We start from the raw sequence: 628 nt of genomic DNA, 5'->3' as shown, positions 1-628 counted from the left end.
ACGCCCGTAACTTTTCTGACTTTCTGAAACGATCAGCGCCCCCGTTAAACTGCGCTCAATGGTTTGTGCAACAGGCGACCAGTCAAACTCATTCACCCAGATAAAGTTATCCGGCAGTGTCAGGGTATCCAGCTGCATTTATATCGCTCTCCCACCAGCAATCTTCAAAGCCCGAAGCAGCTTGGCTTGATCACTCTGGCGAATATTCACATCCACAGCGCCACCGGCGTATTCCAGGCGGATAACTTTGGTCGGGGCTCTATTCTGTGATTCCTTGGTCTGTGTCGTACGCTTTGTTTGTTCGCGCCGCTCTTCCCGTTCTTTCTCTTTGCGCTGATCACGGGTTTTACTGAAGACTCTGCGGTTCAGACCCAAGGCCCGTTGAAGGTTAGAAACAGCATCCCCATCACCAGCCTCGCGGGCGTCCTTCAACTGCCGTTCCAGATCCCGTTTCCGGGCTTCATACCGACGCTTCTCAATGGCATCGGTATTGCCCTCCAGCCGGTCTAACTCGTCCTGCAGGTTTTCCAGTGTGGAGCGGGTGCTGTTCTTCAGGCTGTCCATACGACGCTCGGCCTGTTCCAGTGCCCGGTTCAGGGAATCCATATCCTGCTTGTCGAGAAGGTCG

1 protein-coding gene is annotated in these 628 nt (G+C 54.1%); it reads right to left on the bottom strand.

Going from position 1 to position 628, the window contains the following annotated elements:
- Window positions 1-138 precede the first annotated feature (138 nt).
- Window positions 139-628, bottom strand: a 490-nt coding sequence (locus tag E1189_RS02490) for a hypothetical protein (protein WP_196221090.1), incomplete at its 5' end; no start/stop codon positions are given.

This window comes from Parendozoicomonas verongulae, from assembly GCF_009711465.1.
GTDB lineage: Bacteria > Pseudomonadota > Gammaproteobacteria > Pseudomonadales > Endozoicomonadaceae > Sansalvadorimonas > Sansalvadorimonas verongulae.
The sequence above is the reverse complement of the archived record's forward strand: the minus strand, read 5'-3'. Positions and strand labels throughout refer to the sequence as shown.